The following is a 26,432-nucleotide window of genomic DNA, read 5'->3' on the forward strand; positions in this document are numbered from 1 at the left end:
AATGATAAGGAATCACATTTAGCATCTCAATCGATCAGTTTGTGGAGGAGTTACCAGATGTTGCACTGCTTGGATTTTATGGTGAACGTTCCTGCCTGCTCGCGATGAGGCCATCAGCGGCAACGAAAATGTCAGGCCTTGGCCAGAGCTGGCAAATCCCCGGTCAACCCAAGGGCCTCGCGCACAAACAGCGCCTTGGCCTCAGGCATCTGCTCAACCATCTTCAATCCGGCATTACGCAACCAGCGCACCGGCAACGGATCCGCCTGGAACAACCGCTCAAACCCTTCCATCGCTGCCATCAGCGCCAGATTGTGGGGCATGCGCCGACGTTCGTAACGGCTCAGCACTTTGACATCAGCCAAGCGTTCGCCACGTTCAGCGGCTTGCAGCAGAACTTCCGCCAGCACAGCGGCATCCAGGAAGCCAAGGTTCACACCCTGCCCGGCCAGCGGGTGAATGGTGTGCGCCGCGTCGCCGATCAGCGCCAGGCCTTCGGCTACATAACGCTTGGCGTGACGCTGACGAAGCGGCACGCACAGTCGCGGGTCAGCGCTGAGCACGGTGCCGAGTCGGCCTTCGAAGGCGCGTTCAAGCTCGCGGCAGAAGCTGTCGTCGTCCAGCGCCATCAAGCGTTCGGCTTCACTCGGCGTGGTCGACCAGACGATTGAACACCAGTCCTGCTGACCATCGCGCTCCAGCGGCAAAAACGCCAGCGGACCGTTGTCGGTGAAGCGCTGCCAGGCCGTCATTTGATGCGCCTTGGAACTGTGCACGCTGGTGACAATCGCATGGTGCATATAGTCCCACTCGCGCGTCGCCATACCGGTCAGGCGCCGAACGGCCGAGTTGGCACCGTCAGCCGCAATCACCAACGGTGCGCGCAACGTACGGCCGTCGGCCAGGGTCAGCAGCCAGTCATCACCCGAGCGGCGCATCTGCTCAAGGCGTGCATTGGCCAGCATCCCGAGGTCGCAGTCGTGCAGGCGGTCGAGCAAGGCATCCTGAACCACACGGTTCTCGACGATGTGCCCAAGCACCTCGGCATGCACACTGGTCGCCGCGAAATGGATCTGCCCGGTGCCGCTGCCGTCCCAGACGTGCATGTCGGTGTAAGGGCTGCTGCGTCGTTTGACGATGCCGTCCCACACGCCCAGGCGTTCGAGAATCCGCTGGCTGGCCGCCGACAAGGCACTCACCCGCGGTTCGAACGGCGCCTGGCCATCGAAGGGTTTGACGCTCAGGGGGCTGCCGTCCAGCAACAGGACTTCCAGCCCGCTGTCCTGCAACGCCAGCGCCAAGGCGCTGCCGACCATTCCGGCCCCGACAATCAGCAGATCTGCGCGCATGTCCATGCTTTAAGCCTGTCTCGCTTGCGGCTTGAGCCGCACGTAAAGGGTTTTTTCGACCCGCGCCACCAAGGTGCAGGCGCCGTCGTGAATATCGACCCGAAAATCATCGCTGATGTGCCGCACCCGAACGCCTGCGCCCAGGAACGACTGGGAAAAGGACCCGAACCAACGCATCAACCGCGCTTTGCCGAATCTGCTCGTTAGCCACTCAAGCATCGGGACGCGTACCCAATCCCATGGCCTGCCGGGCAAACCAGCGTTTGGCCGGCGGCAACAGATCGAGACCGAGCAAACCGAGGTTGCGCCCCAGCGACACCAGCGGCTGGGTGCTGCCGAACAAACGGGTGACCTGATCGGAAAAGCCCACGGTCAGGTTTTGATCCAGACGCTGGCGCTCGCGGTAAGCCTGCAAGGTGGCAAAATCGCCCGGCCCGGTCTCGCTGGTCAGCAAAGCATCAGCCAGGGCCTGGGCATCGCGCAGCGACAGGTTGAAACCTTGTCCGGCAATGGGGTGCAGGCTGTGAGCCGCGTTGCCGAGTATCGCCAGATGCGGACGCACCTGCTCTTCGGCTTCGATCAGCGTCAGCGGGTAAAGATGCCGCGCACCGACCTGTTTGAGAGTGCCGAGGCGATAACCGAACACCCCCTGCAACTCGCTGAGGAAGCTCTTTTCATCGAGCGCCGCCAGTCGTTGCGCGTCCATGCCCCGACGAGTCCAGACCAACGCGCAGCGGTTTTCCGGCAGCGGCAACAACGCCATCGGGCCATCGTCGGTGAATCGTTCGAAGGCCATGCCGTTGTGCGCTTCGCTCGGGGTGATGTTGGCGATCAGCGCGCTCTGGTTATAGGGACGCTTCTTGATGCCAATCCCCAGTTGCTCGCGCAGGCCCGAACGGCCGCCATCGGCGAGCACCGCAAGGTCGCATTCCAGAGTGGTTTCGTCATTGAGGGTCAGTCGGTAGCCGTCGGTCAGCGGTTCCATGCGCGTGACTTCCGCCGGGCATCGCCAGGTGACCACGTCCTTGTCCAGACCTTGCCAGAGGCATTGGCCGAGCCAGGCGTTTTCCACCACATAACCGAGCGCCGGAACGCCCTCTTCCATCGCCGATAACCGGGCAGTGGAAAAACGTCCACGGTCGGACACATGTATCTGCTTGATCGGCTCGGCGCGGCGGGAGATTTCCTGCCATACGCCCAACCGTTGATAAATCTGTTTGGCACCGTAGGACAGCGCCGAGGAGCGGGCGTCATAGCTCGGCTGATAGGTATCGCCTGGAGCGAATGGCTCAATCAGGACGATCTTCCAGCCGCGCGCCTTGGCCCCGGCCTGCAACGCCATCGCGAGACTGGCGCCGACCAGGCCGCCACCGATGATTGCCAGATTGACCCGGCTCACGCTGCTTGCGTCCGCGCTTGCGCCATCAAGGCCTCAATGTCGGCGACCGTTTTCGGTACGTCTCTGGTCAAAATTTCACAACCGGTTTTGGTCACCACCACGTCGTCCTCGATGCGTACGCCAATGCCGCGCCATTTCTTTGCCACGTTCTGGTTGTCCGGGGAAATGTAGATCCCCGGCTCCACCGTCAGCGCCATGCCGACTTCCAGCACACGCCATTCGCCGCCGACCTTGTACTCACCGACGTCATGCACATCCATCCCCAACCAGTGGCCGGCGCGGTGCATGTAAAAGGCCTTATAGGCTTCGCTGGCGATCAATTCGTCGACGTCGCCCTGCAACAGGCCCAGCTTCACCAGCCCGGCAGTAATGACTTTAACCGTGGCTTCGTGGGCCTGATTCCAGTGTTTGTTCGGGGCGATTTCGGCGAAGGCGGCTTCTTGCGAGGCCAGCACCAACTCGTAGATCGCTTTCTGTTCCGGTGAATACTTGCCGTTGACCGGCCAGGTGCGAGTGATGTCGCTGGCGTAGCAGTCAATTTCGCAACCGGCGTCGATCAGCACCAGATCACCGTCCTTGAGCACCGCGTCATTCTGCTGGTAATGCAGGATGCAACTGTTGCGCCCCGCGGCGACGATCGAACCGTAGGCCGGCATCTTGGCGCCGCCCTTGCGAAATTCGTAATCGAGCTCGGCTTCAAGGCTGAACTCGTGCAGCCCGGCCCGGCTGGCCTGCATCGCGCGGATGTGCGCCCGGGCGGAAATCCGTGCGGCTTCGCGCATCACCTTCACTTCTGCCGCCGATTTATACAGGCGCATGTCGTGAAGCAGATGATCCAGGGCAACATATTCATTCGGCGGCTGGGCACCGAGGTGCGCTTTAGAGCGGATCACGTTGATCCAGTCCATCAGGTGCCGGTCGAACTCAGGATTGCTGCCCATGGCCGAATACACCCGGTCGCGCCCTTCAATCAGGCCCGGCAGGATGTCGTCGATGTCAGTGATGGGGAAAGCGTCGTCGGCACCGAAGTCGCGGATTGCGCCTTCCTGGCCGGCGCGCAAACCGTCCCACAACTCTCGTTCAGCGTTGCGCTCACGGCAGAACAGGATGTATTCGCCATGCGCGCGCCCCGGCATCAACACGAGAACGGCCTGAGGCTCTGGAAAACCGCTGAGGTACTGGAAATCGCTGTCTTGACGGTAGACGTGCTCGACGTCGCGGTTGCGGATGGCTACTGCGGCGGCGGGCAGGATCGCGATGCTGTTGGGTTCCATCTGCGCCATCAAGGCCTTGCGGCGACGGCTGTATTCCGGTTTCGGGATATGAATCATGGGCAGATGGCTTTTCCTGGATCGCGATTAATGCAACGACGGTTTGGCAGCTGGCGGCACGTCTGCTTTTTTGGTTTCGGAGAACAGCAGCAGCGGAGCGACGCGCAGGTACTCCATGACTTCCATGTAATCGCTTTCGCCGTCTTCGGACTCTTCCAGGGCATCTTGCACCTGGGAAATGGCTGCCAGGTCCTGCAACACTTCGGTGGCCTCGGAGCTGAGCATGCTGCTGTCCCGGCAGTTCAAGCCGAAACCGCTGAGGAAGCCCTGGCACCATTGGCCCAGTGCGACGGCACGGTCAGCCAGCGGTGCGTCATCGGTCGGCAGCAGCAGAACGACGGTCACGTCGTCACCGGTGAGCTCGCCCTTGACCATCGCCTGCAAGCCGATCAAAGCGTTGCGGACGTTGTCTTGCGGCTCGCTTTCCAGCAGCTCGGCGGCATCTATCAGCCACTCTTCGGCAGTGAAGCCGGCACCGGCGCAGCTGCGGCCGAGTAACAGGCCATGCAGTTCGGCAGGCGAGACGTTATGACCGCTGGAAGTCAGCAGGGTGGCAAAGGCTTGGTACGGGGAATTCTGAATGGTCATGGGCAGCTAGGCGCCAGACGGCGCTATGTCTAGAATGAAGGCCTTGTATCCTACATCGACAGACTCGCCAAGACTATTAAAGGCTGTCCGCCAGTTACCCCCCATCAGACACTCTATGTGGACACTATGGAAGACACCGACCTGCAAGCGCTGATGGCCAGACTCGAACTGCTAATTAGTCGAGTCGAGCAACTTAAGAGCCAAAACGGACTCTTACTAGCTCAGGAAAAGACCTGGCGCGAGGAACGCGCGCACCTCATTGAAAAAAACGAAATCGCCCGGCGTAAGGTCGAATCGATGATTTCGCGCCTCAAGGCCCTGGAGCAAGACTCATGAGTTCAAGCAATAGCGTCACCGTGCAGATCCTCGACAAAGAATACTCGATCATTTGCCCCCAGGAAGAGCGCAGCAACCTGGTGAGCGCCGCCCGCTACCTGGACGGCAAGATGCGCGAAATCCGCAGCAGCGGCAAAGTCATCGGCGCCGACCGCATTGCCGTCATGGCCGCGCTGAACATCACGCACGACCTGCTGCACAAGGAAGAAAGGCCGGACGTACAGGCCAGCGGCTCGACTCGCGAACAGGTTCGCGACCTGCTGGACCGCGTCGATCTGGTGCTCGCCACCGATCCGGACGTCACCAAGGGCTGATTCGTCGAACCGCTTGGGTTATACTCGCATCACTCCCTGGGGTGCTTGCCAGTTGACCACGTCCCTGAGCCGATTCGCACTACCCTGGAGGTTGCACGTTGGGCTGGTGTGCATGTCCGCTAGACGGAAAGCCTTAAAGCCTACTGCATCTTCCACCTTGAACTTTCGGGTTCAAGGGCTAAGTCAGCAGCGGTTCATCCGGGGAGCCTGATTCCAGTCCGATGCCGGTTTAATCACCGGCATCGGCTTTTTTACGGGTACGCTTTACGTACTCGTCCTGTCGAAGCCTGAATCCATGACCGAACCTGCGCTGCTTCCACGCCCGCAACTTCGACGCATGCTACGCAAGGCCCGCCGCGCACTGACTCCCAGTCAGCAGCGCCAGGCTGCTCGCGGGCTGTACAAGCAACTGGCCCAGCAGCCGTTGTTCCGCCGTGCCAGACACATCTCCCTGTACCTGCCGACCGACGGTGAAATCGACCCGCGCGTACTGCTGCGTGCCGCTCAGCGCCGGGGCAAGGCGACGTATCTGCCGGTGCTCAGTGCCTGGCCGCGAACCAAAATGGTGTTCCAGCGAATTCGTCCCGGCGAAAAACTCAAACCCAACCGTTTTCATATTCTCGAACCTCGGGCCAACCTTGCCCGGCAACGCAAGGTTTGGGCGCTGGATCTCGTGCTGTTGCCATTGGTTGGATTTGACGATGTCGGCGGGCGGCTCGGAATGGGCGGCGGTTTTTACGACCGTAGCCTGGCCTACCTGGCGCGCCGCAAAACCTGGCGCAAACCTACGCTGCTGGGACTGGCCCATGAGTGTCAGAAAGTCGAACGCTTGGCTCAGGCGAGCTGGGATGTACCGCTGCAAGGAACGGTGACAGACAAGGCGTGGTATTTCGCAGGCTAGACGCCACTGCAATCAGCGGCGTCCAAAAGACAGGTTTAGCGTTTAAATGCCGACGGCTGCTGTTGCTGGGCGATTTCGATTGGCGCGTCAGTCTTGTTGTTCCACAGGCTTTGGGCATAACCGGTGGTTACGACGCCGAGGCCGAACAAAATGACCAGAATCCATAGTAAATCCGGTTTGCGTTTCATCGATTGCCCCCCAAAGGCACATCAACACGATGACAGCAGCGGTTCCGTTGTAGGTGTAGGCCGTGCAGCAGCGTCAAGCTAAGAAGGCCGGCATTTTGCGACAACGTGATCTGACACGCAAACGTTGACGTCAACCGACTGTCGGTTTGTCATAAAATGGCCTCACAACCTCTCCACTGATCTCGCAAGGAGCAAAAAACATGGCCTATTGGCTGATGAAATCCGAGCCCGACGAACTCTCGATCAAAGGCCTGGAGAAGCTTGGCCGAGCGCGCTGGGACGGGGTTCGCAACTATCAGGCGCGTAATTTTTTGCGGTCCATGGCGGTGGGCGACGAGTTTTTCTTCTATCACTCCAGCTGCCCGGAGCCGGGAATTGCCGGGATTGGAAAAATTATCGAAGCGGCGTACCCGGACCCGACGGCGCTGGAGCCGGAGAGTCATTACTACGATCCAAAGGCCACGGCAGACAAAAACGCCTGGAGCGCGATTGATGTTGCGCATGTCGAGACGTTTGCCAGGGTGTTGAAGCTGGATTATTTGAAGCAGCAGACGGCGTTGGCGCAGATGCCATTGGTGCAGAAGGGCTCGCGGTTGTCGGTGATGCCTGTCACGGCGGAGCAGTGGGCGGCGGTTATCGCGCTCAAGCCTTGAGCCTTGTAGCTGCTGCACGAATGCTATCGCGAGCAGGCTCGCTCCCACACTGGACCTGCATTCACTGAAGATCCCCTGTGGGAGCGGCGGTGCGACGATTCGACTTGCCCGCGATGAGGCCGGATCAGACAACAGAAGTCTTATTGAATGATCAGGTTGTTGAACAGCAAATCCTCAACCACAGGCTTGCCGGTTTCGTCGTTCATCACCTGCTGAGTCTGCTTCAACGCCTCCTGACGCAGCTTTTCCTTGGCGTCGACGTTGCTCATCGTTTCGGTCGTCTGCTGAGCAAACAACGCCACCAGCTGATTACGGATCAGCGGCTCGTTGGCTTTCACCGCTTTGGCGGCATCCTCACCGGTCACGCGCAAGGCCACATCAGCCTTGTAGACCTTGAGCTTGGGCGTACCGTCCAGCCCGTAGTTGCCCACGAATGGCGGGCTGAGGGTGATGTAATTGACCTTCGGAGCTTCACCTTCTTTGGCTTCTTCGGCCATCGCTGCCACAGGCAGAGACAGGGCCAGCAACAACATGATCCACGCTTTCACAATTCGCTCCTTATCCGGTTTGCGGCCAAGCATAACGACCCGCCGCTCAAGCACAAGCTTATGGCTGACTATCAGGGTCGGGCATGCTCGTTGACCCAATGACTCACACACCTACACTTATCGGCCATCACTCCAAAAGGAATAGCCCTGATGAAAGCCGTGCTGTGCAAAGCCTTCGGCCCTGCCGAATCGCTGGTGCTGGAAGACGTCGCCAGTCCTGTTGCCAAGAAGAATGAAATCCTGCTGGACGTGCACGCTGCCGGGGTGAATTTCCCGGACACGCTGATCATCGAGGGCAAATACCAGTTCAAGCCACCCTTTCCGTTTTCCCCGGGCGGTGAAGCGGCTGGCGTGGTCAGTGCCGTGGGCGAAAAGGTCAGCCATCTGAAGGTCGGTGACCGTGTCATGGCTCTGACCGGCTGGGGCAGCTTCGCCGAACAGATCGCCGTGCCAGGCTATAACGTGCTGCCGATCCCACCCTCGATGGACTTCAACACCGCCGCCGCTTTCAGCATGACCTACGGCACCTCGATGCATGCCCTCAAGCAGCGGGCAAACCTGCAACCCGGCGAAACCTTGCTGGTGCTCGGTGCTTCCGGCGGCGTGGGTCTGGCCGCCGTGGAAATCGGCAAAGCCATGGGCGCCCGCGTGATCGCCGCCGCCAGTAGCGCCGAAAAACTTGCGGTGGCCAAGGCTGCCGGCGCCGATGAGCTGATCAACTACAGCGAAACCAGCCTCAAGGACGAGATCAAGCGCATGACCGACGGCCAGGGCGCCGACGTGATCTACGACCCGGTCGGCGGTGACCTGTTTGACCAGGCCGTGCGCGCCATCGCCTGGAACGGCCGCCTGCTGGTGGTCGGCTTTGCCAGCGGACGCATTCCGGAATTTCCGGTAAACCTGGCGCTACTCAAAGGTGCCGCCGTCGTCGGTGTGTTCTGGGGTTCCTTTGCCCAACGCCAGCCGCAAGACAACGCGGCGAACTTCCAGCAACTGTTTGGCTGGTTTGCCGAGGGCAAGTTGAAGCCGCTGGTATCGCAGGTATATCCGCTGAGCAATGCGGCGCAGGCGATCAATGATCTTGGCCAGCGCAAGGCGGTCGGGAAAGTGGTGGTTCAGGTTCGCTGAGCGTGAAGGTGCGGTCTGGATAGTCCCAGACCGCATTTTTATTGGCGGGGGTTAAAACAACTTCCGAACATCCTCCGGCAACAGATTCACGTACTTGCGAACCGGACTCGCCCGGCACTCCCTGACGATGTTCGGCACCCGCTTGTTCAACGTGGCAATCAACGCCAAGCGCTGCTCATTCTGCAACTGTGTCGCATTGAAGACGTTCGACAGATAAGCACGAGTGTAGTCAAACACCACTGCGTCGACCCACGCGGACTCCGGAAAATCGGCCAACATTTCGTTGAAGTCACGGCACTTCAACTGTTTCAGCCATTGGTTCGCATGTATGGGCATGTCGTGATCCAGCCTGAAAACCATTGGGGCAGTCACTTCCATCTCTGAGGGCAGATCGCCTTCGACTGTCCACGCTTTGAAGCGCCACTGCTCAATGGCGTTGCGGCTCGCTTCCGCCAGATCAGGATGGTCGCTTTGCAAAATGCGTACTTTGCTGACCGAGCCATCGGCATACACCGTAAAACTGACCCGGACCGCTCCTGTAACCCCTTTTCTAAATAGCTCGCGGGGATATAACGGCTTCGGATTGTGTTCGGGAGTCAATACCACCTCACCAGCCCACACACCGACAGTCGCAACCAACAAAATCGCAAACACCAACCACCGCATAACCCCTCCCCTTCGCCGCTGAAATACCAAACCCGGTACCAGCAAAAAGGTTAAGGCTCATTAACCTGAAACAGAACGCCGTCGCATCCCAATCCAACGCAGGAAATTTCCCAAAGCCTCGTCCTGCCCCGGACTGAAATGCGTCGTTTAAAGCTGCGCAAGACGTTTCCCACACCGCCCTTCACTTATGCCTGTACGACATGTTCGTAAAGGAACAAACAATTACCCACATTTCCGCTTTTTTGCCAATGCGAACCGGTGCTATTTTCGGTAACGAAACTGTAACATTCGCATCCGCAGTCAAAACAAGAAATCTGGAGCTCTTGAATGTTTGCTTTCTTTCGCCCTGCCGCACATCAGGCTCCTTTGCCTGAAGAAAAAATAGACGACACCTACAAACGCCTTCGCTGGCAGATTTTCGCCGGGATTTTCATTGGGTATGCGGGTTATTACCTGCTGCGCAAGAACTTCACCCTCGCGTTCCCGGACCTGATTGCCCAAGGCTACACAAAGGGTCAGCTGGGCGTGGCCATGTCGGCAATTGCCATCGCCTATGGTCTGTCCAAGTTTCTGATGGGCATCGTGTCCGACCGCTCCAACCCGCGTTACTTCCTGCCTTTTGGCCTGGTGGTCTCCGCCGGAGTAATGTTCGTGTTCGGTTTCGCACCGTGGGCAACGTCCAGCGTGACCATGATGTTCATCCTGTTGTTCATCAACGGCTGGGCGCAAGGCATGGGTTGGCCGCCTAGCGGACGAACCATGGTGCATTGGTGGTCGCAGAAAGAACGCGGTCAGGTGGTATCGGTATGGAACACCGCGCATAACGTTGGCGGTGGTTTGATCGGCCCGCTGGCGATTCTCGGCATGGGCTGGTTCAACGACTGGCACAGCAAGTTCTACGTACCGGCCGCTGTGGCGCTGCTGGTGGCCGTGTTTGCTTTCATTGTGATGCGCGATACACCGCAATCGAACGGCCTGCCGCCCATTGAGAAATACAAAAACGATTATCCGGAAGGCTACGACGCCAGCCACGAAGAGGAATTCAGCGTCAAGGACATTTTCGTCAAATACGTGCTGCGCAACAAAATGCTCTGGTTCATCGCCCTGGCAAACGTCTTCGTCTACCTGCTGCGCTACGGCATCCTGGATTGGGCGCCGACCTACCTCAAAGAGGTCAAGCACTTCGATTTCGACAAGACGTCGTGGGCTTACTTCCTGTATGAGTGGGCAGGCATTCCCGGCACATTGTTGTGCGGCTGGATGTCGGACAAGATCTTCCGCGGCAACCGTGGACTGACCGGCATGGTGTTCATGGCACTGGTGACTGTTGCAACGATCGTGTACTGGCTGAATCCGCCGGGCAACCCGATGGTCGACATGATCTCGCTGTTCGCGATTGGCTTCCTGATCTATGGCCCGGTGATGCTGGTCGGCTTGCAAGCGCTGGAACTGGTGCCGAAGAAAGCCGCAGGGACGGCTGCTGGTTTTACCGGCCTGTTTGGTTATCTGGGTGGTTCAGTCGCGGCCAGCGCCCTGATGGGCTACACCGTGGACTATTTTGGCTGGGATGGCGGTTTCATTCTGTTGGTCGCCGCTTGTTTGCTGGCGATGGCATTTCTTGCCCCCACACTGGGGCACAAACAAACCGCCAGTCAGACCCGCGAAGCAGCGATCGCCTGATCAGACTTTGATTTGCAGCGCTTGAGCCGCGCCTCCAGATTTCGGTCTGGCATGGCGTGGCTACGCAGGGCGTGCGCCGTTTGCTCGACATAATCGCGAGTGCTGCCGTATCGCCCGCTAGCACTTTCGAACACCTGGCTCAGCACATGATCCGGCAAGTTGCCGGCATAGCTGGGCAGGTGCCGCTCCAGGACAAACCCCAATGCCTGAACCTGGTTTCCGTCTTCGAGACGGCAGTTGAGCCAGTGTGGCCGATAGGAGGGGACTGGCATTTCGCGCTGCCACAGCGCGTAAAGCGAGGATTCAAGTTGTTCTTCGGGCAAACGATAAGCGAAACCGCTGCAAGAGCCGCCACGATCCAGACCAAACACCAGGCCAGGCATTTCAGGTGTGCCGCGATGCTCGTGAGACCACAGGTACAAACCGCGATGGTAACCATGCACCCGACCGCGAACACGCTCTACCGCCGTGCACTCTGGACGCCAGATCAATGAACCGTAAGCGAACAACCAGACAGGCCCGCCCTTGTGGCGCGCCATGGTCGACTGCATCGAGCCGAGCAACTGCTCGTGCGTAAGCTGCGGCCCCAAGTCGAGCCGCGGAGGGTAAGCCAGATTCAAAAAAGCAGATTCTATGGCGCTCATGGCGAATAGCGTTCAGCTCCCCGCGGGTGATGAATTACTTAATAGAACGCACCGCTGTAACAATAAGGCACATAAGTTTTAAGGCAATTTAGGTGCCATGGCACAGTTATTAAATTATTGCCTTAAACAAATATAACCTACCGGTATTTATATAAGTTTATAAATACCATTCGGCTATATGAGGAGTTATATCGGATAAAACTGCGGATCAAGATCGCGGATCAAGATCGCGGCGCGTACGCAAATACATCCGCACGCATCTGATGAGCATCCATTCCGGCTTCAACCAGCGCATCCAGCGTGCCGTAGACCATGGCCGGTGAGCCGCTGGCATAGACATGCAAGGATCTCAGATCCGGGAAATCCTCACACACCGCCTCGTGCAGCATCCCGCACCGCCCTTCCCAACCGCATTGATCACTGACGACCTTGTGCAGGAACAGATTAGGCAGCTTCAGCCATTCATCCCAATGCTCAATCTGGTAAAAGTCTTCAGGACGGCGCACGCCCCAGTACAGGTGAACCGGATACTTGAAGCCCGTGGCGCGGCAGTGCTCGATCAGGCTGTGGATCTGTCCCATGCCGGTGCCTGCTGCGATCAACACCAGTGGGCCGTCCGGCAATTCCGCCAGATGGGTATCGCCAAATGGCAGTTCAACTCGCACCATCGGATTGCGCTGAAGCTGGCTGATCAGGTTTAACGCACTGCTTTCGCGCGCCAATACATGGATTTCCAGGTCACGCCCGCCATGGGGGGCGGACGCCAGAGAGAATGCGGATTTTTCGCCGCTTTCACGCTCGATCATCAGGTACTGGCCCGCGTGATAACGCGGCGGCTTGCCGGCCGGTGCGCGCAGGCGCACGCGCCAGGTGTCGCCGTCGACGTCCCTGCATTCAATGACCTGACACGACACGCTGCGCACCGGTAGTTCTCCCAGCGCGAGCACGCCATCCCACAGCACGATGCAGTCTTCCAGCGGCTCTGCTATGCAAGTGTAGAACTCGCCATGGTCGCGCACATTACCGGCTTGTTCGACCCGCCCTTCCACAAGCAACGCCGCGCAGACATGGCAATTACCATTGCGGCAGCTTTGCGGGCATTCAAAGCCCAGGCGCCTGGCACCATCGAGAATCCGCTCGCCGGGCAGAATCTCAAGCACTGCTCCGGAGGGCTGCAAGGTTACACGCATCAATCTATTCCTAACTGATTCCAGATGGCATCGATCCGTTGGGTCACGGCGTCGTCCTTGACGATCACCCGACCCCACTCGCGAGTGGTTTCGCCCGGCCATTTATGTGTGGCATCGAGCCCCATTTTCGATCCCAGGCCTGAGACCGGCGACGCGAAGTCGAGGTAGTCGATCGGCGTGTTGTCGATCATCACCGTGTCGCGCTTGGGGTCCATGCGCGTGGTGATGGCCCAGATCACGTCGTTCCAGTCCCGCGCGTTAATGTCGTCATCGGTGACGATAACGAACTTGGTGTACATGAACTGTCGCAAAAACGACCAGACACCGAGCATTACCCGCTTGGCGTGGCCCGGATACGACTTCTTCATGGTCACGATGGCCATGCGGTACGAGCAGCCTTCCGGCGGCAGGTAGAAGTCAGTGATTTCCGGGAATTGCTTTTGCAGGATCGGCACGAACACTTCGTTCAGTGCCACGCCGAGAATCGCCGGCTCATCCGGTGGACGGCCGGTGTAGGTGCTGTGGTAGATCGGCTTGATCCGGTGGGTGATGCGCTCGACGGTGAACACCGGGAAGCTGTCGACTTCGTTGTAATAACCGGTGTGGTCGCCATACGGACCTTCGTCGGCCATTTCACCCGGATGGATCACGCCTTCAAGGATGATCTCGGCAGTGGCAGGGACTTGCAAGTCATTGCCACGGCATTTCACCAATTCGGTGCGATTGCCGCGCAGCAGACCGGCGAATGCGTATTCGGAAAGACTGTCCGGTACCGGCGTTACGGCACCGAGAATGGTCGCCGGGTCAGCGCCCAACGCCACGGACACAGGGAATGGCTGACCAGGATGCTTCTCGCACCACTCGCGATAATCCAGCGCACCGCCACGGTGACTCAGCCAGCGCATGATGACCTTGTTGCGGCCGATCACTTGCTGACGGTAGATGCCGAGGTTCTGGCGATCCTTGTTCGGACCTTTGGTGACGGTCAGGCCCCAGGTGATCAGCGGGCCGACGTCGCCCGGCCAGCAGGTCTGCACCGGCAGCATGGCGAGGTCGACGTCGTCGCCTTCGATGACCACTTCCTGGCAAACCGCGTCTTTGACGACTTTCGGCGCCATGGCGATGATCTTGCGGAAGATTGGCAGCTTCGACCAGGCGTCTTTCAAGCCCTTCGGAGGCTCGGGTTCTTTGAGGAAGGCCAGCAGCTTGCCTATCTCACGCAGCTCACTGACTGCCTCGGCACCCATGCCCATCGCGACCCGCTCGGGAGTGCCAAACAGGTTGCCCAGCACCGGAATATCGTAGCCGGTAGGGTTTTCGAACAGCAACGCCGGGCCTTTCGCCCGCAGAGTGCGATCACAGACTTCGGTCATCTCCAGCACTGGAGAGACGGGGATCTGGATGCGTTTCAACTCTCCGCGCTGCTCAAGCTGCTGCACGAAATCCCGAAGATCCTTGAATTTCATTAACGGTGGCACCCCTAAAATAGGCGTACATCCTACCTGCTCTGCCGTTCGCTGGCAGCTTATCGCTGCTTACCTGGCTGCATTTGGGTCACCATTACCCAGAGTTGCCCGTGCGTGCAAGCGCTTGAACAACGGCTCAAGCACCGGCGCGATGAACCGTGCACCGACTTCGGACAAGTGATTGTCGTCGACGTACATCGAATGACCATCGAGTTCGGTGCGGCAAAGCCCTTCGTCATCGCACAGCAGCGGCGCCGGATCAACAACGGTCACCCCGGTATTGGCTGTCGCAATTTGTGCAAACAACTGACTGATGAAAGCCTGGCGCTTGAAGTGTTCGGCCACCGCGAGCCCCACGTCATCGGTTGGACGATTCATCATCGCCAAGCGGCTGAGACGGTAAGGTGGGCTGAACGGTTGCAGCGGCACTTCCTTGACCAGCCAGACGCGATGCCCGCCGCCGCGCAGTTGTCGCACGGTTGCCTGTAATCCGTCGGTCAGTTGTTGTTCGGCGTTCGCCCGGTCATAACGGCCATGGGAATCGCGCAACACATGCCCAAGGTCACCTTTCGCATCGCCATAGAGATACAGGCTCCAGTGCGCGACCAACACCACATCGCCCACCGACTGCAGCTTCATGGCCTGCTCGACCCGGCGATTGAACCGTGCACACTGCGGATCGTGTTCCAGCCCTTCAACCGGAATGCAGCCCGTAGCACTGGCCAGAATCACGCTGACACCGTACTTCTGCGCACCGTCGTCGAATACCGGAATCAACGCCGTGGCATGACTGTCGCCCCAGACCAGCGCCTTTGAAACGTCTGGTGCTGGCATCCCGTAATGACAAAAGAGCTTGTCGTCCGGGGTTTGATCATTGGCCACGCAGCGCATCAGCTCCGGGCGCCACTCTTTCCCTTTGGCATACTGCAAGGCTTGATCGGACAGGCGCGAGGGCAAACCATCGGTCCAGCGCAACGCTTGGCCGGCCAGCCCCAACACCAACACCCCCATCCCCGCTGCGAGCAGAATCTGCCGACGCCCCGCCAACAGCCGGCGCTCGCGCAACGGCGTCTCGACGAATCGCCACGACAGATAACCCAGCACCAGACTGAGCAGAATCAACCCTGAGATATCAAACGGGCCAGGCTCGTCGACGCTGGCATAACTGGAGAAAACGAAGACCGGCCAGTGCCACAGGTACCACGAATAGGAAATCAGCCCGAACCCGACCAGCACACGACTGGCGAGCAAGCGACCGACCAGGGTTTGCCGATGGCCGTTGGCCAGGATCAGCGCGACTACACCCAGGGTCGGCAGCAAGGCGGCTGCACCAGGGAATGGTGTGCTTTTGTCATAGCAGAACACGGCCGTCAGAATCAGCCCGGCTCCGGTCAAGCTCAACAGTTGCGCCCCGATGGGCGTCAGGCGCCAGCCCGTTCGCGGCGCGATCGCCAGCATGGCGCCGGCCAACAGCTCCCAGGCACGCATTGGTAACAGGAAAAAGGCTTTTTCAGGGTGATGGGCAACGGCCCAGACACTGAGCCCGAATGACACCAGCAACACACCAAACAGGGCCAGGCGCCAATGTTTCAGGCGACTCGACAGCACCGTCAGGAGCAGCGGAAAGACAATATAAAACTGTTCTTCAACCGCCAGCGACCATGTATGCAGCAAAGGCTTGAGATCGGAGGCGACGTCAAAATAACCGTCCTGACGCATAAACAGGATGTTGGAAACGAACATCACCTGATAGCGCACCGAGCGGCCCAGCTCTTCGTAATCCGCGGGCGCCAACAGGAACCAGCCCACCACCAGCACCGCGACAATCATCACAAACAGCGCTGGCAGAATCCGCCGGGCACGGCGCCCCCAGAAATCGACAAAGCTGAAACGCCCGGCCTGCCGCTGATTCCAGATGATCGAGGTGATCAGGAAGCCGGAAATCACGAAAAAGATATCTACACCAACGAATCCGCCGGTAAATCCAGGAACGCCAAAATGGAACAACACCACCGCAATAACGGCGATTGCCCGCAAGCCGTCGATATCCCTTCGGTAAGCAAGAGTGCTCATAAACTCGAATGCCAGTCAGTTGATTATTGTTTGAACAGCTTCTGTCCGTGGCGCAAGGGCTAGACAGCGTTTCTGTATCGAATGAGTGCTTCCCAAGGGACCGTAGCTGATCACAAACCTTCCATTTTCAACACAAAAAAAATGGCACCCTCGAGGGGCGCCATTTTTCAACTCAAACGAGCCGTCTTACTTGCGCTTCATCGACAAGAAGAACTCGTCGTTGGTCTTGGTCGTTTTCAGCTTGTCGACCAGGAACTCGATGGCAGCGATCTCGTCCATCGGGTGCAGCAGCTTGCGCAGGATCCACATGCGCTGCAACTCGTCGTCGGCGGTCAACAACTCTTCGCGGCGTGTGCCGGAACGGTTGATGTTGATGGCCGGGAAGACGCGTTTTTCAGCGATACGACGGTCCAGAGGCAGTTCCATGTTGCCGGTGCCTTTGAATTCTTCGTAGATCACTTCGTCCATCTTCGAGCCGGTTTCAACCAGCGCGGTGGCGATAATGGTCAGCGAGCCGCCTTCTTCGATGTTCCGTGCGGCGCCGAAGAAACGTTTCGGTTTCTCCAGGGCGTGGGCATCGACACCACCGGTCAGTACCTTGCCGGAGCTCGGGATCACGGTGTTGTAGGCACGGGCCAGACGGGTGATGGAGTCGAGCAGGATCACCACGTCTTTCTTGTGTTCGACCAGGCGCTTGGCCTTCTCGATCACCATTTCGGCAACCTGCACGTGGCGGGTTGGCGGCTCGTCGAACGTCGAGGCAACCACTTCGCCGCGCACGGTGCGCTGCATTTCGGTTACTTCTTCCGGACGTTCGTCGATCAGCAAGACGATCAGATGAACTTCCGGGTTGTTGCGTGCGATGTTCGCTGCAATGTTCTGCAGCATGATGGTCTTACCGGCTTTCGGCGGTGCAACGATCAGACCGCGCTGGCCTTTGCCGATCGGAGCGCACAGGTCGATGACACGACCGGTCAAGTCTTCGGTGGAACCGTTACCGGCTTCCATCTTCATGCGCACAGTCGGGAACAGCGGGGTCAGGTTCTCGAAGAGAATCTTGTTTTTCGCGTTCTCGGGACGATCGTAGTTGATCGTATCAACCTTGAGCAGCGCGAAATAACGCTCGCCTTCCTTTGGAGGGCGGATCTTGCCAACGATGGTGTCACCGGTGCGCAAGTTAAAGCGACGGATCTGGCTTGGCGAGACGTAAATATCGTCCGGGCCGGCAAGATAGGAAGCGTCAGCGGAGCGCAGGAAGCCGAAGCCGTCCTGGAGAATCTCCAGCACGCCATCACCGGAGATTTCCTCGCCGCTTTTCGCGTGCTTTTTGAGCAGGGAGAAAATCACGTCCTGCTTGCGCGAACGGGCCATATTTTCTATGCCCATCTGTTCGGCCAATTCGAGCAGTTCGGTAATCGGCTTTTGCTTGAGTTCAGTCAGATTCATATAGGAATGACGTAATCATTTATGGAGGGGGGAAATTAAGCTTTTGGCTTAATGAGGCCGCGCCGCAGAGAAGGCGACAGGATCGCGTACTTATTCGAAAAGGAGTGCGTCGGCGACGGCTAGCAGGGGGCAATGGAGAAACCAGTGCGGGGCCGAATGTAACACCTGCGTTTCGGAGCGTCTAGCCCTGAATAACGAAAAGGCCCCGCGATGTGCGGGGCCTTTTTGATGACGCTTAAATCAACGCTTAGATGTTGGCGTCGAGGAAAGCAGCCAGCTGCGACTTGGACAGCGCGCCGACCTTGGTCGCTTCAACGTTGCCGTTCTTGAACAGCATCAGCGTCGGGATACCACGCACGCCATGCTTGGCCGGTGTTTCCTGGTTTTCGTCGATGTTCAGCTTGGCAACGGTCAGCTTGCCTTTGTAGGTTTCAGCAATTTCGTCCAGAACAGGAGCGATCATTTTGCAAGGGCCGCACCATTCAGCCCAGTAGTCGACCAGTACAGCGCCTTCGGCCTTGAGTACGTCGGCCTCGAAGCTAGCGTCGCTAACGTGTTTGATAAGATCGCTGCTCATGGAAGTCTCCAGGTTGTAAGCAAAAAAACGTGGCCCATCATAGCCGCCCTTCCCTCGTTCAGGAAGGTGCAGATGATTGAGTCTCGCTATGGTGGTCCATGAGTTTGGGTATAGCTCAGGTCACAGGGTGGCGGGAGCGACGAAGGTAATTCCCGTACGCAGCGCCGCGTTTCGTACATGTTCGTGCATGGCCTTCTGCGCAGCCCCGGATGCCCGGCGGGTCAGCGCGCGGAGGATTTTACGGTGTTCCTGCCAGGTTTCCAGGGCCCGCTCAGCCCGGATGAACGGTAACTTCTGGCTCTCCAGAAAGATCTCGGCGCTGGCGGTCAGGATGCTCAGCATCGCCTGATTCCCGCTGGCCAGCAGGATGCGTTGGTGGAACTCGAAATCCAGCCTCGCTGCAGCCTCGAAGTCGCCGACCTTCAACTCGATGCGCATCGCTGCGACGTTGTCTTCCAGCGCATCGAGCTCTTGAGTGCTCAGGGTCACTGCCGCCAAACCGGCGGCAAAGCCTTCCAGGGCATAACGCAACTGGAAAATATCCAGTGGTGAGGCCTGGGCAGCGAACGGCCAACTCACTGTGGGCTCGCCACGCGGCAGGTCCACCGGCGCCTGCACGAATACGCCTTTGCCTGGCTGGATACTGATCACCCCCAGCGCACTCAGCGACGACAATGCCTCACGCAATGACGCCCGACTGACCCCCAGCTGCACCGCCAGGTCCCGTTGCGAGGGCAAGGCATCGCCCGGCCCGAATCCATGCTCGGTGATCAGTTTACGAATGGCTTGCAGTGCCACTTCAGGAACCGCACGGGAGATCGAATTCATGGTTTTTTCAAACGAACCAGGCCAATGAGCGATCAGTTGTAAAGCTAATCGCAGCGCCCGGCAAGTCGTGCCCCATGGGGGTTCGGTCGTTTGCGGCGATGCGCTATCGGGGTGCGAAACAGGACCTGACTGTTCAGACCAGTAAGACCGAACAATGCCAGTAAACCCGCGGCCTGCGCCCCTAAAACCGACTCTTGGCATGGCCCATGCTCTGTCGATCCGCAGAATTCACTTCTCGCCGATCCGGAGATTTGCCATGACCCAGCGTTACAGCGCCCTCCTTGCCGCCCTGTTTGCCAGCCTGATGCTGAGCCAGGCGCCCGCCCACGCCGACGGTCTGGAGGATGTGGTCAAACGCGGCGTTCTCAAAGTCGCCGTGCCGCAGGACTTCCCACCGTTCGGCTCGGTCGGCCCGGACATGAAACCGCGCGGACTGGACATCGATACCGCAAAACTGCTGGCCGACCAGCTCAAGGTCAACCTCGAACTGACCCCGGTCAACAGCACCAACCGCATCCCGTTCCTGACGACCGGCAAGGTGGACCTGGTGATCTCCAGTCTCGGCAAGAACCCCGAGCGCGAAAAAGTCATCGATTTCTCCAGCGCCTACGCCCCTTTCTACCTCGCGGTGTTCGGCCCGCCAGACGCCGACATCAAAAGCCTGGACGACCTCAAGGGCAAAACCATCAGCGTCACCCGTGGCGCCATCGAAGACATCGAACTGACCAAAGTGGCCCCCGAAGGCGTGACCATCAAGCGTTTCGAAGACAACAACTCGACCATTGCCGCCTACCTCGCAGGCCAGGTTGACTTGATTGCCAGCGGCAACGTGGTGATGGTGGCGATCAGCGAGAAAAACCCGAAACGTGTGCCCGCGCTGAAAGTGAAGCTCAAGGATTCGCCGGTCTACGTTGGCGTAAACAAGAACGAGGCCGCGCTGCTGGGCAAGGTCAATCAGATCCTCGCCACCGCCAAGACCGATGGCGCGCTGGAGAAAAATTCCCAAACCTGGCTGAAAGAACCGTTGCCGGCCGATCTCTGATTTTCGCCAAAGGAGACCGAGCATGGCTTATCAGTTCGACTTTCTGCCGGTGGTTCACAACACCGACCTGTTGCTGCGCGGGGCGCTGTTCACCCTTGAGCTGACGGCGGTCGGTGCCGTGCTTGGCGTGGGGCTTGGCATCGTCGGGGCGCTGGTGCGGGCGTGGAACATTCGACCGTTCTCGGCGATTTTCGGGGTTTACGTCGAGCTGATCCGCAACACGCCGTTTCTGGTGCAGTTGTTTTTCATCTTCTTCGGATTGCCATCCCTGGGCGTGCAGATTTCAGAATGGCAGGCCGCGGTGCTGGCGATGGTGATCAACCTCGGCGCCTATTCCACCGAGATCATTCGTGCGGGCATCCAGGCGATTCCCCGGGGGCAGCTTGAAGCCGCAGCCGCCTTGGCGATGAACCGCTTTGAAGCGTTCCGCCATGTGGTCCTGCTGCCGGCCCTGGGCAAAGTATGGCCGGCGCTGAGCAGCCAGATCATCATCGTCATGCTCGGTTCGGCCGTCTGCTCGCAGATTGCGACCGAAGAACTGAGTTTCGCCGCCAACTTCATTCAATCGCGCAACTTCCGCGCCTTTGAAACCTATGCCCTGACCACCCTGCTCTATTTGTGCATGGCGCTGTTGATCCGCCAATTGCTGAACTGGATCGGTCGTCGCTACATCGCCAGGAGCAGCCAATGAGTGATTTCACCTTTTGGGACGTCGTGCGCAACTTGCTCACAGGCCTGCAATGGACCCTGGCGCTGTCGCTGGTGGCGTTTATCGGCGGTGGGTTGATCGGCTTGCTGATCCTGGTCATGCGCATTTCGAAAAAATCCCTGCCGCGAAGCTTCGCTCGCACTTACATCGAACTGTTCCAGGGCACGCCGCTGTTGATGCAGCTGTTTCTGGTGTTCTTCGGTGTGGCGCTGGCCGGCGTGGACATCTCGCCATGGATGGCCGCTGCGGTTGCCCTGACGCTGTTTACCAGCGCGTATCTGGCGGAGATCTGGCGCGGTTGCGTCGAATCGATCCCCAACGGTCAGTGGGAAGCTTCATCAAGCCTTGCGCTCAATCCGCTGGAGCAGCTGCGTTACGTGATCCTGCCGCAAGCGTTGCGAATCGCCGTGGCGCCGACCGTGGGCTTTTCGGTGCAAGTGGTCAAAGGCACCGCCGTGACTTCCATCATTGGTTTCACCGAACTGACCAAGACCGGCGGCATGCTTGCCAACGCCACCTTCGAACCCTTCATGGTGTATGGCCTGGTTGCCCTCGGTTACTTCCTGCTCTGCTACCCCTTGTCCCTCAGCGCGCGCTACCTGGAAAGGAGACTGCATGCCTCTGCTTAGAATTTCCGCCCTGCATAAATATTACGGCGATCACCACGTGCTCAAAGGCATCGACTTGAGCGTCGAGGAAGGCCAGGTGGTGGCGATCATCGGCCGCAGCGGCTCGGGCAAATCCACGTTGTTGCGCACGCTCAATGGCCTGGAGTCAATCAACGACGGCGTGATCGAAGTGGACGGCGAATACCTTGACGCCGCCCGTGCTGACTTGCGCAGCCTGCGGCAGAAAGTCGGCATGGTGTTCCAGCAGTTCAACCTGTTCCCACACCTGACCGTTGGCGAGAACGTCATGCTCGCGCCGCAAGTGGTGCAGAAAGTACCGAAAGCCAAAGCGGCTGAACTGGCGAGGGAGATGCTGGAGCGCGTAGGGCTGGGGGAAAAGTTTGACGCCTTCCCCGACCGGCTGTCCGGCGGGCAACAACAGCGGGTGGCCATTGCCCGGGCGCTGGCGATGTCGCCCAAAGTGCTGCTGTGCGATGAGATTACCTCGGCGCTGGACCCGGAGTTGGTCAATGAAGTGCTGAGTGTGGTTCGGCAACTGGCCAGGGACGGGATGACGCTGATCATGGTCACCCACGAAATGCGCTTTGCCCGGGAGGTTGGGGATAAGGTGGTGTTCATGCACCAGGGCAAGGTGCATGAAGTAGGGGATCCTAAAGTGCTGTTCGCCCATCCGCAGACGGCGGAGTTGGCGAATTTTATCGGGACGGTCGAACACGCCACCTGATCGGTTCCATGCTCCGCGTGGGAATGCCTCAACGGACGCTCCGCGTCCGCTTTTGGGACGCAGAGCGTCCCGGGCTGCATGCCCACGCGGAGCATGGGAACGATCGGCTTTGAACACTGCGCGTTGGCGCCAGCCGTTGATCGTGGCAGGATGTCGAGGTTATCGACCGAGACCCCTGACCATGCCGCAATCCCAAGCGAAGAATCTGTCCCTGATCGCCGCAATCGACCTGGGCTCCAACAGCTTTCACATGGTCGTGGCCAAGGCCCAGAACGGCGAGATCCGCATTCTCGAGCGTCTCGGGGAGAAGGTTCAGCTGGCCGCCGGCATCGACGAAGAGCGCCATCTCAGCGAAGAATCCATGCAACGCGGGCTCGACTGCCTCAAGCGTTTTGCCCAACTGATCAACGGTATGCCCACAGGCGCCGTGCGCATCGTCGGCACCAACGCCCTGCGTGAGGCCCGTAACCGCTCCGAATTCATCCACCGCGCCGAAGAAATCCTCGGCCACCCGGTAGAAGTCATCTCCGGCCGTGAAGAAGCGCGCCTGATCTACCTTGGCGTGTCCCACACCCTCGCCGACACCCCGGGCAAACGCCTGGTGGCCGACATCGGCGGCGGCAGTACCGAATTCATCATCGGCCAACGCTTCGAGCCGCTGCTGCGCGAAAGTTTGCAAATGGGCTGCGTCAGCTACACCCAACGTTATTTCAAGGACGGCAAGATCACCCCGGCCCGCTACGCCCAGGCGTACACCGCGGCACGGCTGGAGATCATGAGCATTGAACACGCCCTGCACCGCCTGACCTGGGATGAAGCCATCGGCTCCTCGGGCACCATCCGCGCCATTGGCCTGGCACTGAAGGCCGGCGGTCACGGCACTGGCGAGGTGAATGCCGAAGGCCTGGCCTGGCTCAAGCGCAAGCTGATCAAACTCGGCGATGTCGAGAAAATCGACTTCGAGGGCATCAAGCCCGACCGCCGGGCCATTTTCCCGGCGGGCCTGGCAATTCTCGAAGCGATTTTCGACGCCCTCGAACTCCAGCGCATGGACCACTGCGAAGGCGCCCTGCGTGAAGGCGTGCTCTACGACCTGCTGGGTCGTCATCATCACGAAGACGTCCGTGAACGCACGCTCAGCTCGCTGATGGAGCGTTATCACGTCGATCAGGAACAAGCGGTGCGGGTCGAACGCAAGGCGCTGCATGCCTTCGATCAAGTTGCCAGGGACTGGGATCTGGAAGACGGCGTCTGGCGTGAATTGCTCGGCTGGGCCGCCAAGGTCCACGAAGTGGGCCTGGACATCGCGCACTATCAGTACCACAAGCATGGCGCCTACCTGATCGAGCACTCGGACCTGGCCGGATTCTCCCGCGAGGACCAGCTAATGCTGGCCCTGTTGGTGCGTGGCCACCGACGCAATATTCCCAAGGACAAATTCGCCGAGTTCGGCGATGACGGCATCAAGCTGATTCGTCTGTGCGTATTGCTGCGTTTTGCGATCCTGTTCCATCACATCCGCGGCACCCAGCAAATGCCTCAGGTCGAACTGCGCGCCAATGGCAACAGCCTGGAAGTGCTGTTCCCGGATCAATGGCTGGACGACAACCAATTGACCCAGGCCGACTTCGCCATCGAAGCCGAATGGCTCACCCGCGTCGACATCGTGCTGAACGCTCGCTGAAACTGAAAAGGCCTTCTTCGGAAGGCCTTTTTTATGCTCGCGATTAAGCAAGCGACACAATCCCCTGTGGGAGCAAGCTCGCTCCCACAAGTTTTGCGTGTTAACGCACCGTCAGGATCGGACTACCCAATCGCTCCAGCAGTGTGGCCTGGGCACTGCGCGGGTTCTGGTTGCCAGTCGGCGTGTTACGGACGTAACGACCGTCCGACTGCAGGCTCCAGCTATGGGTGTTATCGGTGAGATACAGCTCCAGCTCTTTTTTGACCCGCACAATCAGCTTGCGACCTTCCACCGGGAAGCAGGTCTCGACGCGCTTGTCGAGGTTGCGCTCCATCCAGTCGGCACTGGAGAGGAACATCTGTTCGTCGCCGCCATTGAGGAAGTAGAAGACCCGTGTGTGCTCCAGGAAGCGACCGATGATCGAGCGCACATGGATATTGTGCGAGACCCCGGCGATGCCTGGACGCAGGCAGCACATGCCGCGCACGACCAGGTCGATACGCACCCCGGACTGACTGGCCTTGTACAGCGCACGGATGATCTTCGGATCGGTCAGCGAGTTGAACTTGCCAATGATATGCGCCGGTTTGCCGTCGAGGGCGAACTGGGTCTCCCGGGCAATCATGTCCAGCATGCCCTTCTTCAGCGTGAACGGCGCGTGCAGCAGCTTCTTCATGCGCAGGGTTTTACCCATGCCGATCAACTGGCTGAACAGTTTGCCGACGTCTTCGCACAAGGCGTCATCGGAGGTCAGCAGGCTGTAGTCGGTGTAAAGACGCGCGTTGCCGGCGTGATAGTTGCCCGTGCCCAAGTGTGCGTACCGGACGATTTCGCCCGCTTCGCGACGCAGAATCAGCATCATCTTGGCGTGGGTCTTGAAGCCGACCACGCCGTAGATCACCACCGCACCGGCCGCTTGCAGGCGGCTGGCCAGTTGCAGGTTGGATTCTTCGTCGAACCGCGCTCGCAATTCGATCACCGCCGTGACCTCTTTGCCGTTACGCGCCGCATCCACCAGCGCATCGACGATTTCCGAGTTGGCGCCAGAACGATACAGCGTCTGACGTACGGCCAGCACGTGCGGGTCCTTGGCGGCCTGACGCAGCAGGTCGACCACCGGGGTAAACGATTCGAACGGGTGCAGCAGCAAAATGTCCTGCTTGCTGATCACACTGAAAATGTTCTCGCTGTTTTGCAGCAGTTTCGGGATCTGCGGCGTGAACGGCAGGTATTGCAGCTCGCGCTGGCTGTCCAGGCCGGTGATGCTGAACAGACGCGTCAGGTTCACCGGGCCGTTGACCTGATACAGCTCGGACTCGCTCAAGTTGAATTGCTTGAGCAGGTAGTCGGACAGGTGTTTCGGGCAGGTGTCAGCCACTTCCAGACGCACCGCATCCCCGTAACGACGCGAGAACAGTTCGCCGCGCAGTGCACGGGCCAGGTCTTCGACGTCCTCGGAATCAAGTGCCAGGTCGGCGTTACGGGTCAGACGGAACTGGTAGCAGCCTTTGACCTTCATGCCCTGGAACAGGTCATCGGCGTGGGCGTGGATCATCGACGACAGGAACACATAGTTGTCGCCCGCACCGCCGACTTCTTCCGGCACCTTGATGACTCGCGGTAGCAGGCGCGGCGCCGGGATAATCGCCAGACCGGAATCGCGACCGAAGGCGTCGATACCTTCGAGCTCGACGATGAAGTTCAGGCTCTTGTTCACCAGCAACGGGAACGGGTGCGTCGGATCGAGACCGATCGGGGTGATGATCGGCGCGATCTCGTCGCGGAAATAACGGCGAACCCAAGTCTTGAGCTTGGTGGTCCAGTGCCGACGACGAATGAAGCGGACCTGATGTTTTTCCAGTTCCGGCAGCAGAATGTCGTTGAGGATCGCGTACTGGCGGTCAACATGACCGTGCACCAGTTCGCTGATGCGGGCCAGGGCCTGATGTGGTTGCAGACCATCGGCGCCAGCTTGTTCACGAGCGAAGGTGATCTGCTTCTTCAGGCCGGCCACACGAATTTCGAAGAACTCGTCCAGGTTGCTGGAGAAGATCAGCAGAAACTTCAGCCGCTCCAGCAAGGGGTAGGACTCATCGAGCGCCTGTTCCAGCACGCGGATGTTGAACTGCAGTTGCGAGAGCTCGCGATGGATGTACAGGCTGCTGTCATCCAGTCCGGGAATGGAAATCGCCGGGGTCGGGGCTACGGTTTCGGCCACCACCGCGGGCGGAGCGGGCTCCAGCTCCGGCGGGGTTTCGGCGATTTGCTCGACCACAGGTTGAGCCTCTTTTACAGCAACTTCAGTGAGTCCTTCGGTATTCATGGAATGTTCCTGTGAG

Annotated in this window: 27 protein-coding genes and 1 other RNA gene; 12 read left to right on the forward strand and 16 right to left on the reverse strand. The window is 59.2% G+C overall.

Features of this window, described 5'->3' with window-relative positions; all coding sequences use genetic code 11:
* Positions 1-131 precede the first annotated feature (131 nt).
* From J2Y56_RS02820 to J2Y56_RS02840, 5 genes are read right to left on the reverse strand one after another with little or no spacing between them, the layout of a single operon-like run.
* On the reverse strand, positions 132-1,349 hold the full coding sequence (locus tag J2Y56_RS02820; RefSeq protein ID WP_162830869.1) for a 2-octaprenyl-3-methyl-6-methoxy-1,4-benzoquinol hydroxylase: 1,218 nt from the start codon (positions 1,347-1,349) through the stop codon (positions 132-134).
* Positions 1,350-1,358: 9 nt separating this feature from the next.
* On the reverse strand, positions 1,359-1,568 hold the full coding sequence (locus J2Y56_RS02825) for a hypothetical protein (protein ID WP_081502720.1): 210 nt from the start codon (positions 1,566-1,568) through the stop codon (positions 1,359-1,361).
* Positions 1,561-2,748 (reverse strand): 2-octaprenyl-6-methoxyphenyl hydroxylase, encoded by a 1,188-nt coding sequence (gene ubiH, locus J2Y56_RS02830; RefSeq protein WP_310348535.1) that lies wholly within the window; start codon positions 2,746-2,748, stop codon positions 1,561-1,563. Before ubiH ends, J2Y56_RS02825 begins: the two co-directional genes overlap by 8 nt.
* Positions 2,745-4,079 carry a Xaa-Pro aminopeptidase gene (gene pepP / locus J2Y56_RS02835; protein ID WP_150780111.1) on the reverse strand — a complete coding sequence of 445 codons (1,335 nt, stop codon included), beginning with the start codon at positions 4,077-4,079 and terminating at the stop codon, positions 2,745-2,747. The genes ubiH and pepP overlap by 4 nt, the downstream gene beginning before the upstream one ends.
* Positions 4,080-4,106: 27 nt before the next feature.
* Positions 4,107-4,667 (reverse strand): YecA family protein, encoded by a 561-nt coding sequence (locus tag J2Y56_RS02840; protein WP_007942438.1) that lies wholly within the window; start codon positions 4,665-4,667, stop codon positions 4,107-4,109.
* A 126-nt stretch (positions 4,668-4,793) separates the two neighbouring features.
* Here J2Y56_RS02840 and J2Y56_RS02845 point away from each other — a divergent pair, with 126 nt between their 5' ends.
* From J2Y56_RS02845 to J2Y56_RS02860, 4 genes are all read left to right on the forward strand, one after another.
* A complete protein-coding gene (locus J2Y56_RS02845) occupies positions 4,794-5,003 on the forward strand; it encodes a TIGR02449 family protein (protein ID WP_007942437.1) in 210 nt (69 codons plus the stop codon).
* On the forward strand, positions 5,000-5,317 hold the full coding sequence (locus J2Y56_RS02850; RefSeq protein WP_007942435.1) for a cell division protein ZapA: 318 nt from the start codon (positions 5,000-5,002) through the stop codon (positions 5,315-5,317). The genes J2Y56_RS02845 and J2Y56_RS02850 overlap by 4 nt, the downstream gene beginning before the upstream one ends.
* Before the next feature lie 30 nt (positions 5,318-5,347).
* Positions 5,348-5,526, forward strand: a non-coding RNA gene (gene ssrS, locus J2Y56_RS02855) — 6S RNA.
* An 86-nt stretch (positions 5,527-5,612) separates the two neighbouring features.
* A complete protein-coding gene (locus J2Y56_RS02860) occupies positions 5,613-6,218 on the forward strand; it encodes a 5-formyltetrahydrofolate cyclo-ligase (RefSeq protein WP_310348540.1) in 606 nt (201 codons plus the stop codon).
* A 35-nt stretch (positions 6,219-6,253) separates the two neighbouring features.
* Here J2Y56_RS02860 and J2Y56_RS02865 read toward each other — a convergent pair whose 3' ends face one another.
* Positions 6,254-6,406, reverse strand: a complete 153-nt coding sequence (locus tag J2Y56_RS02865) for a hypothetical protein (protein WP_007942433.1) — start codon at positions 6,404-6,406, stop codon at positions 6,254-6,256.
* Positions 6,407-6,606: 200 nt separating this feature from the next.
* Between J2Y56_RS02865 and J2Y56_RS02870 the strand changes: the two genes are divergently transcribed.
* Positions 6,607-7,059 carry an EVE domain-containing protein gene (locus tag J2Y56_RS02870; protein WP_310348544.1) on the forward strand — a complete coding sequence of 151 codons (453 nt, stop codon included), beginning with the start codon at positions 6,607-6,609 and terminating at the stop codon, positions 7,057-7,059.
* Positions 7,060-7,199: 140 nt separating this feature from the next.
* Here the strand turns inward: J2Y56_RS02870 and J2Y56_RS02875 are convergent, their stop codons facing one another.
* Entirely contained in the window at positions 7,200-7,607 is a 408-nt protein-coding gene (locus J2Y56_RS02875) for a flagellar basal body-associated protein FliL (RefSeq protein WP_310348546.1), read from the reverse strand.
* A gap of 150 nt (positions 7,608-7,757) precedes the next feature.
* Here J2Y56_RS02875 and J2Y56_RS02880 point away from each other — a divergent pair, with 150 nt between their 5' ends.
* The gene (locus J2Y56_RS02880) at positions 7,758-8,735 is read left to right on the forward strand and encodes an NADPH:quinone oxidoreductase family protein (protein WP_007942428.1); all 978 of its coding nucleotides are present in this window, start codon (positions 7,758-7,760) and stop codon (positions 8,733-8,735) included.
* Between the two features lie 51 nt (positions 8,736-8,786).
* Here the strand turns inward: J2Y56_RS02880 and J2Y56_RS02885 are convergent, their stop codons facing one another.
* Positions 8,787-9,401 carry an energy transducer TonB gene (locus J2Y56_RS02885; protein WP_310348548.1) on the reverse strand — a complete coding sequence of 205 codons (615 nt, stop codon included), beginning with the start codon at positions 9,399-9,401 and terminating at the stop codon, positions 8,787-8,789.
* Between the two features lie 327 nt (positions 9,402-9,728).
* Here J2Y56_RS02885 and glpT point away from each other — a divergent pair, with 327 nt between their 5' ends.
* A complete protein-coding gene (glpT, locus tag J2Y56_RS02890) occupies positions 9,729-11,081 on the forward strand; it encodes a glycerol-3-phosphate transporter (RefSeq protein ID WP_310348554.1) in 1,353 nt (450 codons plus the stop codon).
* On the opposite strand, the gene J2Y56_RS02895 is transcribed toward glpT, so the two are convergent.
* The 7 genes from J2Y56_RS02895 to J2Y56_RS02925 form a co-directional block, all read right to left on the reverse strand.
* Positions 11,054-11,725 carry a gamma-glutamylcyclotransferase gene (locus tag J2Y56_RS02895; RefSeq protein ID WP_310333417.1) on the reverse strand — a complete coding sequence of 224 codons (672 nt, stop codon included), beginning with the start codon at positions 11,723-11,725 and terminating at the stop codon, positions 11,054-11,056. The genes glpT and J2Y56_RS02895 overlap by 28 nt on opposite strands.
* 221 nt (positions 11,726-11,946) lie before the next feature.
* Entirely contained in the window at positions 11,947-12,915 is a 969-nt protein-coding gene (locus tag J2Y56_RS02900; protein WP_310348555.1) for a CDP-6-deoxy-delta-3,4-glucoseen reductase, read from the reverse strand.
* Positions 12,915-14,381: a 4-hydroxy-3-polyprenylbenzoate decarboxylase gene (gene ubiD / locus J2Y56_RS02905; protein ID WP_007942423.1), complete on the reverse strand. Its 1,467-nt coding sequence runs from the start codon at positions 14,379-14,381 to the stop codon at positions 12,915-12,917. Before ubiD ends, J2Y56_RS02900 begins: the two co-directional genes overlap by 1 nt.
* Positions 14,382-14,450: 69 nt before the next feature.
* Complete coding sequence (locus J2Y56_RS02910) at positions 14,451-16,454, reverse strand: acyltransferase family protein (protein WP_310348557.1); 2,004 nt, start codon at positions 16,452-16,454, stop codon at positions 14,451-14,453.
* Between the two features lie 186 nt (positions 16,455-16,640).
* The gene (gene rho / locus J2Y56_RS02915) at positions 16,641-17,900 is read right to left on the reverse strand and encodes a transcription termination factor Rho (protein ID WP_007942421.1); all 1,260 of its coding nucleotides are present in this window, start codon (positions 17,898-17,900) and stop codon (positions 16,641-16,643) included.
* Positions 17,901-18,147: 247 nt separating this feature from the next.
* On the reverse strand, positions 18,148-18,477 hold the full coding sequence (trxA, locus tag J2Y56_RS02920; RefSeq protein ID WP_003206727.1) for a thioredoxin TrxA: 330 nt from the start codon (positions 18,475-18,477) through the stop codon (positions 18,148-18,150).
* Positions 18,478-18,597: 120 nt separating this feature from the next.
* Complete coding sequence (locus J2Y56_RS02925) at positions 18,598-19,305, reverse strand: FadR/GntR family transcriptional regulator (protein WP_310348561.1); 708 nt, start codon at positions 19,303-19,305, stop codon at positions 18,598-18,600.
* A 256-nt stretch (positions 19,306-19,561) separates the two neighbouring features.
* On the opposite strand from J2Y56_RS02925, the gene J2Y56_RS02930 reads away from it, so the two are divergent.
* The 5 genes from J2Y56_RS02930 (at position 19,562) to ppx (ending at position 24,093) form a co-directional block, all read left to right on the forward strand.
* Positions 19,562-20,347 (forward strand): transporter substrate-binding domain-containing protein, encoded by a 786-nt coding sequence (locus J2Y56_RS02930; protein WP_007942415.1) that lies wholly within the window; start codon positions 19,562-19,564, stop codon positions 20,345-20,347.
* A 22-nt stretch (positions 20,348-20,369) separates the two neighbouring features.
* Complete coding sequence (locus tag J2Y56_RS02935) at positions 20,370-21,038, forward strand: amino acid ABC transporter permease (protein ID WP_007942414.1); 669 nt, start codon at positions 20,370-20,372, stop codon at positions 21,036-21,038.
* Complete coding sequence (locus J2Y56_RS02940; RefSeq protein ID WP_007942413.1) at positions 21,035-21,685, forward strand: amino acid ABC transporter permease; 651 nt, start codon at positions 21,035-21,037, stop codon at positions 21,683-21,685. Before J2Y56_RS02935 ends, J2Y56_RS02940 begins: the two co-directional genes overlap by 4 nt.
* The gene (locus tag J2Y56_RS02945) at positions 21,672-22,409 is read left to right on the forward strand and encodes an amino acid ABC transporter ATP-binding protein (protein WP_007942412.1); all 738 of its coding nucleotides are present in this window, start codon (positions 21,672-21,674) and stop codon (positions 22,407-22,409) included. Before J2Y56_RS02940 ends, J2Y56_RS02945 begins: the two co-directional genes overlap by 14 nt.
* Positions 22,410-22,590: 181 nt before the next feature.
* On the forward strand, positions 22,591-24,093 hold the full coding sequence (ppx, locus tag J2Y56_RS02950) for an exopolyphosphatase (RefSeq protein WP_310333412.1): 1,503 nt from the start codon (positions 22,591-22,593) through the stop codon (positions 24,091-24,093).
* 100 nt (positions 24,094-24,193) lie between these two features.
* Here the strand turns inward: ppx and ppk1 are convergent, their stop codons facing one another.
* On the reverse strand, positions 24,194-26,416 hold the full coding sequence (gene ppk1, locus J2Y56_RS02955; RefSeq protein WP_007942408.1) for a polyphosphate kinase 1: 2,223 nt from the start codon (positions 26,414-26,416) through the stop codon (positions 24,194-24,196).
* Positions 26,417-26,432: the final 16 nt, after the last annotated feature.

The organism is Pseudomonas sp. BE134 (genome assembly GCF_031456105.1).
Taxonomy (GTDB): domain Bacteria; phylum Pseudomonadota; class Gammaproteobacteria; order Pseudomonadales; family Pseudomonadaceae; genus Aquipseudomonas.